The organism is Okeania sp. (assembly GCF_983059655.1).
The window spans coordinates 6,798-13,829 of record NZ_CEZPJD010000043.1; the positions used below are offsets into that span (position 1 = coordinate 6,798).

Sequence of the window (7,032 nt, forward strand, 5' to 3'; positions counted from 1 at the left end):
TCATCAAAAGTCAGGGTTGCCTTGTCAAGATTACACTGAATTTATCAGACTTAACAATGGTGAGATTGTTATTGGTGCTGTGTCAGATGGTGGTGGTATATATAAATATTCTGATGTTGGTTCAAAGCTAGCAGTTGAAACAGCTCTAAACAGCTTACAACTTTGGTCTAATTCATTAAAAAAAGAGGATAAATTATCACGAAAAAGATTAAAATATTTGGCTAAGAAAGTTTTTGCCACAACATTAAAAAAAGTAAAAGAAGCGTTTAATGAAAAAGCGAGGAAAATGTCTTGCTCCCCAAAAGATTTTTCCTGTACTTTATTAGTTGTTGTTGCTACTCCTAATTGGCTAGCAGCTATGCAAATAGGGGATGGTTTTATTGTGGTTAGACAACCTGAATCAAAATATCAGTTACTGTTTCATCCCAGCAAAGGAGAATATTTCAATGAAACAACTTTTGTTACTTCCTCAAGTGCTGAAAGAAAAATGCAAGTCAAGACATTATTTGGCAAGCAACAATTTATCTTCGCTGCCAGCGATGGATTAGAAAAAATAGCAATTAATCTCAAAAATTGGCAACCACATCCGCCTTTTTTTTATGACTTTGAAAAGGCATTAGAAACTAGAACTGAGAATGAGGAAAAACTTTCGACGGAAGACTGGTTAAAATCAGAAGATGTTAACGAAAGAACAGATGATGATAAAACAATATTATTATTTTGGTATGAATATTCTGAGTCTGGAGAAAGTCCTTCTCCCCCCAAAGCTAAAAAACACAATATAGTTATTTTATTTGATGTTTTATCAGGGAGTTTCTGGAATTCACTTTACCATGATTTGTTTGTAGACAGTAAATTTAAGAGTTCTACTTTCAATTTGTTTATTTCTTTCTTTATTGCTGCTGTACTAACAGTAATTATTGTTTGGTTTAACTTCTATATATACCAACCAATCAAGTCTTATAACTCTCAATTCCAAAGAGAAAAAGCCTTAATTAATCTGCTGATTATTTCTTCTTTAGGTTTAAGTTTAGGGGGAGCCTTGTATTATTCAATCCGTGAATATATTTTTTCGTATTTATCCTAACTATAATTACTTATAGCTACACCTAAATAACTATGCCTAGAATAACTATGCCCAGATACTTTAACAGTCAAGGTCAATCTATCTTTCTAGTCGAAGAAATAGCGAAGGGAGGTGAAGGAACCGTTTGGAAAACTAACCATAATGGATATTTAGGAAAGATTTATAAAAAACCAACTTCAGAGCAAGTAGAAAAGCTCAAATTAATGCTTGCCAACCCTCCAACAAATCCCACTGCTAGTCAAAACCATATTGCGATTAGTTGGCCTATTGATTTAATTATAGACAGTCAAAAAAATTGTGTAGGTTTCTTGATGCCAGAAATTACCAATGCAAAAGAAATGATTAATGTCTATAATCCCCAACTACGTTGTCAAGAAGCTCCTAGATTTAACTGGTATTGCCTACATATTATTGCCCTAAATTTTGTTTCTATTCTCAAAGAAATTCATGCTAAAAATTATATTATTGGCGATATTAGTACGAAAAATATTCTGGTTAATGAGCAAAGTTTTGTTTCTTTAATTGATACTGATTCTTTTCAGGTTCAAGACTCTAAAACAGGTAAAGTCTATCGTTGTTCTGTAAGCTCAGAAGGTTTTATTCCCCCGGAATTAGTAGGCAAAAATTTGGCTCAACTTACGCAAACACGATATCACGATCGCTTTCGACTCGCCGTAATAATTTATTATTTACTATTTGGTTATCATCCTTTTATGGGAAAATGGACAGGTTCAGGAAATCCTCCAGGACAAAATGAATCAATTAGTCAAGGTTATTGGCCTTATGGTGTTAACACTCTTCTTAAACCTAGTCTATATGCAATTCCTCTAAATGTTGCACATCCAGAACTAAAAAAATTATTTCTTAAATGTTTTAATGATGGTCATAAAAAGCCATCTTATCGCCCGTCACCTGAAGATTGGTTTCAGGCTTTACTAACAGCAATTAATGATTTAGTAGTCTGTAGTAAAAATAGAAACCATATTTATAATAGACATTATGGTAAGTGTTATTGGTGCGAGCGAGCCAACAATTTAAAAGTTGATATTTTCCCATTTGTTGAAGATCCTATTCCTCCGAAAAGCATCCAACTTATCCAACCATCATCTCCTCCTTTGCCACCAAAAAAACCTATTCCAGAACCTCGAGTACGACATACTTACGTTAAGAAAAGGAAAAATATATCTGTAACTCCATGGAAAACTATAGCTATAATTTCTACAATTATTAGTACAGCTTTAGCAGGTCTATCTTTCCTTCAATATCAAGAAAGAAATCAAATCATTAGTCAAATTAAGCAATTAAGAGAACGAAATGAACTTTCCTCTGGAAGATGGAACTTATCATCTTATTCTCTGGAATTAGAATTAGAAAATATTGGCAATATTATTAAAGGAGAAAAACCTTTAATTTACTTTGATATAGATGAGTTAATCAAGGGGATGCAAAATCAAACTGCATCCTTAGACGGTAATATTGAAGATTTACAAGCGCAAATCAAAAAATTAGAAGAAGAAAAAGAAGAGTTAACAGACAAAAATAAAAAGTTAGAAGAAGAAAAGGAAGAGTTAACAGACAAAAATTATTCTCTGCAAAACCAGATCAATCGCATCAATAGTAATTCTCTGTAAAACTGCATCAATGAATCTAAGTGAAGATACAGCAAATTCCAAGTATATGAAGCACAGAGATTAACAATTAAATGTTTGTAGTGCTGGCATCTTGCACGCTTCGAGGTGTACCTTACCAACGTGAAATTAGTTCGTGAAATTCGTTGTATTACTTAAAAGGATAAAATTTTAAATGTCATATCAAATCAATATATCCCTAGAAAAAAAAGAATCTGGTTACTCTGCATCTTGCCCAGAAATTACTGATAAGCAGTTTGAAGAAAATTCTCTAGATATAATATTTGCAGAACTCAAAAAAGCCATCCAATTTGAATTACAAACTCAGGCAAAAAAAGCCAGTAAAAAAGTTAATCAACCTATCTGGGAAGTAGCACAATCTTTAATTCAGGATATGACAGAAGATGAACTTAATCTACTCCCTACAAATGGAGCAGAGCAACATGACCATTATATCTACGATAAACCTAAACAAGAAGAATGAAAACTATTTTTACAGACACATTAATCTATAATTAAAGTATCTGTTTTTATTGAATATTTTACATAATGAAACCAACAACAATTTATTTACCAGAAGAAACTGAAGCTAACCTAAAAAAATTAGCCACTCAAACAGGAAAATCTATTCCTGAAATTATCCAAGAATTAATCGCCAATTATCTTACTGAAAAAACTCAAAAATTACCCAAATCAGTAGGAATGGGTTCAAGTGGAAGACCAGACTTATCATCTAAAGCAGAAAAACTATTATGGATAGAAGAGTAATAGCAGATACCAGTGGAATTATTGCTTTTTTAGATAGGGATGATCGCTACCATTCCCAAGCAGTTAATATTGTCACCAATTATCAAATTTACATCCCTTTAACCGTTTTGCCAGAAGTTGATTATTTAGCCACTAAATATTTAGGAGAAAGGGTTGCTAGGAGTTTTATAGAAGACTTAGGAAATGAATATTTTAATTATCTTACTATCGAGTTAGATGATATTAATAAAATTACAAAACTTATGGAACAGTATAAAGATTTACCCCTCGGATTCGTTGATGCTAGTTTAGTTATTTTAGCAGAAAATCATCAAATCAAAAGAATTTTAACCTTAGACAGAAGACATTTTAACTTAATTCAATCAGAACAGGTTAAGTATCTAGAAATATTGCCATAATTTTTCTTTATAATTAAATACCAAAACCATGAAGAAGAGAAATAACTAATGAGAAAATATTTTAATGTAATTCTCGAAAAAGATGCAGATTGCTATTTGGTTGCATCCGTTCCCGCATTAAAAGGATGTCATACACAAGCAAAAAGTTATGATGAACTAATGGAACGCATTCAAGAAGCTATTGAACTTTGTTTAGAAATGGAGAACGAAGAATTTAAACCCTTAGAGTTTGTGGGTGTATAACGAGTAGAAATTCAGAAATGACTAATATTCTAGCAGTTACCGGAAAGGAAATAATTTAAGCTTTGAAAAAAGCAGGTTTTAGTGTTACTAGAATTAAAGGAAGCCATCATATTTTGATTCATCCCGATGGTAGAAGAACTGTTATTCCTTTTCATGGCAAAGAAACCATTGGAAAAGGATTATGTACTCAAATTTTACGAGATTGTGAGTTAAGTATTAATGAATTTATTGATTTATTATAGCAAGATAACTTTAGAAGCGAGCCAACAAGCAATTGTTAACAGAATGACTCCATATATTTTAGAATCAATTCTTAACGATCAAAACTAAACGTATTATCTCTAACTAAAACCATGAATACAAAAGAACAAATAAATCAAAAATTGAACCAATTAAATGAAGAACAACTTAACCAAGTTGCTGATTTTATCACCTTTCTAAAGTTCAGAGAAAAGTTAATTAAACCTAACCTAGATACAGAAAAGTTAGCCCAACTTTATCAAGAATTTGCCGATGAAGATTGTCAACTTGCAGAAGAAGGAATCAATGAATATGCTGATTTATTAACTCAAGAAGATAGACTATGAAAATTGAACGAGGAGAAATTTGGATTGCCAGTCTTAACCCCACACAAGGTTCTGAACAGGCAGGAATTCGTCCAGTAATTATTTTTCAAGAAAATACGATTTCTCAATTTACTACAACTATTATTACTATTCCTTTAACTACTAATTTAAAACGAAGTTCTTTGCCTAGTTGTTTACTTATTCCTAAAGATGAAGGCGGATTAAATCAAGATTCAATTGCTTTATGTCATCAATTAAGAGTATTAGATAAAACTCATTTAGGTCGGAAATTAGGAAAACTAAGTCCAACCATAATAAATGAATTAGAAAGTACTGTATTATTTACTTTAGGTTATTAATCAGTGATTTAGAAACAGAAAAAATCAAAACTCTGAAATAGACACTACAGAAACAATTGTTTTTTTGAGAAACTTCAAGAATTACCCACTAATTTATCCCGCAAATATTTAATTCTATCCCGCAATTTAGCTGTCTCCTCAAATTCCAAATTTTTCGCTGCTTTTTTAATAATTATTTACTAGAGATTTAATAAATTTATAGGTTCAATATTTGTTTTCTATCCATTCGGAAAAAATCAGTCAATAAACCGATTATACTTTGCAGCTCTATGGGGAGTTTTAAAGGTGTTGTAACAACTTGAGAATAAGCATGAAGCTCAAATAAACTAGCATTTTTAAACAAGGAATTCATATTAGCAGTTTTAGCAAAATAATCTGATAAAATTTCAACAGATCTATACTTAGTTTGTTTATCAACTTCTCTTTTAAGGGCTGTAGCAATACTTTGATTTGCTATAACCGAAGATGCTAATTTAATAGCAGCATTAGTTAGCCCTATAATATAAACTCTAGTAGAGTCAGAAATGATTAATTTTTGCTTTTCCAGTTTATCTAATATTGTTGGTAACTCCATCTTTAAGCTAATATTAGCTGCCTTAGCTAAAGCATTTAGCTTTTCCTGAGATATAGACATTTCCTCAGTAGCAGCCAAACTAGATAGTAATAAACCACACTTTCCCGCAAGATTAATATTCTCATAATCATTGGCAGCATATTTCATATCTTGGAGTTTATCTGTATGATGAATAATCCAAGCACCTTGAGTTCTTTCATCCATTTCCATACTTTTATCAATGATTTAGTCTTAGGATTAGCTATATTCTAAGATAGTCTTATTAATTTAGCCACTTCTATATAAGCATTGGTGAGATTCAATCTTTAACATTACTCGTTTTCGACATAATTTTCACCTGACAATAATAATAAGTCTAACAAATTTATTCAAATAACTAATACCTAAAACTTACTCCCTATTACCCACCAACTTATCCCGTAAATATTTAATTCTATCCCGCAATTTAGCTGCCTCTTCAAATTCCAATTTTTTCGCCGCTTCTTTCATCTGACTTTCTAACTTTTTAATCCACTCCGGCAGCTCCTCCAAAGACAACTCATCCACCTGTTCATAAACCTCTTCCAACTGTTGAGAATTTAAACGACGTGACACATCTAAAAATGCCAAAATTGCATTACTTTGTTTCTTAACAATAGGTTTCGGTGTAATATTATTCATCTTATTATATGCCAACTGAATTCCTCGTCTTCTTTCAGTTTCATCTATAGCTTTAATCATACTATCCGTCAAATTATCGGCATACAAAATAGCTTGACCCCGGACATGACGTGCTGCCCTACCAATAGTCTGAATTAAAGAACGTTCTGCTCGTAAAAATCCCTCCTTATCCGCATCTAAAATAGCTACTAAAGAAACCTCCGGTAAATCCAAACCTTCCCGTAATAAATTAACCCCAATTAAAACATCAAACTCTCCCTCTCTCAACCCCTGTAAAATCTCAATTCTCTGAATAGAATTAATCTCCGAATGCAAATAACGAACCTTCACATTTTGCTCCTGCAAATATTCTGTCAAATCTTCAGCCATCCGCTTAGTTAAAGTCGTAATCAAAACCCTTTCTTCCAGCTTAACCCTTTCCCTAATTTCTCCTAATAAATCATCAACTTGACCCTCAGTTGGACGAACAAAAATTTCCGGGTCAACAACACCAGTAGGACGAATAATTTGCTCAACAATTCTATCCTCAGATTTTTCTATTTCCCAATTTCCAGGAGTAGCAGAAACAAAAATACATTGATTAACTTTTTGCCAAAATTCATCAGATTTTAAAGGTCGATTATCTGCAGCACTAGGCAAACGAAACCCATGGTCAATTAAAACTTTTTTCCTAGCTTGGTCGCCATTATACATTCCACGAATTTGTGGAACCGTTACATGAGATTCATCAATAACTAACAACCAATCTT

11 protein-coding genes and 1 pseudogene are annotated in these 7,032 nt (G+C 32.1%); 9 read left to right on the forward strand and 3 right to left on the reverse strand.

All coding sequences use genetic code 11. The features are described from left to right. From AC3DU7_RS04775 to AC3DU7_RS04815, 9 genes are all read left to right on the forward strand, one after another. A partial coding sequence (locus AC3DU7_RS04775) for a PP2C family serine/threonine-protein phosphatase (protein WP_488038213.1) occupies nt 1-1,087 on the forward strand: 1,087 nt, incomplete at its 5' end. Nucleotides 1,088-1,119: 32 nt separating this feature from the next. After that, nucleotides 1,120-2,718, forward strand: a complete 1,599-nt coding sequence (locus AC3DU7_RS04780) for a protein kinase domain-containing protein (RefSeq protein WP_488038214.1) — start codon at nt 1,120-1,122, stop codon at nt 2,716-2,718. Between the two features lie 172 nt (nt 2,719-2,890). Further along, nucleotides 2,891-3,199 carry a hypothetical protein gene (locus tag AC3DU7_RS04785; RefSeq protein ID WP_488038215.1) on the forward strand — a complete coding sequence of 103 codons (309 nt, stop codon included), beginning with the start codon at nt 2,891-2,893 and terminating at the stop codon, nt 3,197-3,199. Between the two features lie 65 nt (nt 3,200-3,264). After that, complete coding sequence (locus AC3DU7_RS04790) at nt 3,265-3,483, forward strand: ribbon-helix-helix protein, CopG family (RefSeq protein WP_488038216.1); 219 nt, start codon at nt 3,265-3,267, stop codon at nt 3,481-3,483. After that, complete coding sequence (locus AC3DU7_RS04795) at nt 3,468-3,881, forward strand: type II toxin-antitoxin system VapC family toxin (RefSeq protein WP_488038217.1); 414 nt, start codon at nt 3,468-3,470, stop codon at nt 3,879-3,881. Before AC3DU7_RS04790 ends, AC3DU7_RS04795 begins: the two co-directional genes overlap by 16 nt. Before the next feature lie 48 nt (nt 3,882-3,929). After that, the gene (locus AC3DU7_RS04800) at nt 3,930-4,124 is read left to right on the forward strand and encodes a type II toxin-antitoxin system HicB family antitoxin (protein ID WP_488038218.1); all 195 of its coding nucleotides are present in this window, start codon (nt 3,930-3,932) and stop codon (nt 4,122-4,124) included. A 62-nt stretch (nt 4,125-4,186) separates the two neighbouring features. Beyond that, nucleotides 4,187-4,366, forward strand: coding sequence for a type II toxin-antitoxin system HicA family toxin (locus AC3DU7_RS04805; RefSeq protein ID WP_488038219.1), 180 nt, complete (start codon nt 4,187-4,189; stop codon nt 4,364-4,366). Nucleotides 4,367-4,477: 111 nt separating this feature from the next. Beyond that, on the forward strand, nt 4,478-4,711 hold the full coding sequence (locus AC3DU7_RS04810) for a hypothetical protein (protein ID WP_488038220.1): 234 nt from the start codon (nt 4,478-4,480) through the stop codon (nt 4,709-4,711). Next, nucleotides 4,708-5,049 (forward strand): type II toxin-antitoxin system PemK/MazF family toxin, encoded by a 342-nt coding sequence (locus tag AC3DU7_RS04815; protein ID WP_488038221.1) that lies wholly within the window; start codon nt 4,708-4,710, stop codon nt 5,047-5,049. Before AC3DU7_RS04810 ends, AC3DU7_RS04815 begins: the two co-directional genes overlap by 4 nt. A 74-nt stretch (nt 5,050-5,123) precedes the next feature. Here the strand turns inward: AC3DU7_RS04815 and AC3DU7_RS04820 are convergent. From AC3DU7_RS04820 to AC3DU7_RS04830, 3 genes and pseudogenes are all read right to left on the reverse strand, one after another. Beyond that, nucleotides 5,124-5,219: pseudogene (locus AC3DU7_RS04820) on the reverse strand (UvrB/UvrC motif-containing protein); the annotation flags it as partial. Nucleotides 5,220-5,245: 26 nt separating this feature from the next. After that, the gene (locus tag AC3DU7_RS04825) at nt 5,246-5,833 is read right to left on the reverse strand and encodes a hypothetical protein (protein ID WP_488038222.1); all 588 of its coding nucleotides are present in this window, start codon (nt 5,831-5,833) and stop codon (nt 5,246-5,248) included. Nucleotides 5,834-6,013: 180 nt separating this feature from the next. Then, on the reverse strand, nt 6,014-7,032 hold a 1,019-nt coding region (locus AC3DU7_RS04830), incomplete at its 5' end, for a helicase-related protein (RefSeq protein WP_488038223.1).

Bases quoted from the DNA above. Each gene is read 5' to 3' on its own strand.
- AC3DU7_RS04780 (WP_488038214.1), top strand. From the start codon at position 1,120: ATGCCTAGAATAACTATGCCCAGATACTTTAACAGTCAAGGTCAATCT.
- AC3DU7_RS04785 (WP_488038215.1), top strand. From the start codon at position 2,891: ATGTCATATCAAATCAATATATCCCTAGAAAAAAAAGAATCTGGTTAC.
- AC3DU7_RS04790 (WP_488038216.1), top strand. From the start codon at position 3,265: ATGAAACCAACAACAATTTATTTACCAGAAGAAACTGAAGCTAACCTA.
- AC3DU7_RS04795 (WP_488038217.1), top strand. From the start codon at position 3,468: ATGGATAGAAGAGTAATAGCAGATACCAGTGGAATTATTGCTTTTTTA.
- AC3DU7_RS04800 (WP_488038218.1), top strand. From the start codon at position 3,930: ATGAGAAAATATTTTAATGTAATTCTCGAAAAAGATGCAGATTGCTAT.
- AC3DU7_RS04810 (WP_488038220.1), top strand. From the start codon at position 4,478: ATGAATACAAAAGAACAAATAAATCAAAAATTGAACCAATTAAATGAA.
- AC3DU7_RS04815 (WP_488038221.1), top strand. From the start codon at position 4,708: ATGAAAATTGAACGAGGAGAAATTTGGATTGCCAGTCTTAACCCCACA.
- AC3DU7_RS04825 (WP_488038222.1), bottom strand. From the start codon at position 5,833: ATGGAAATGGATGAAAGAACTCAAGGTGCTTGGATTATTCATCATACA.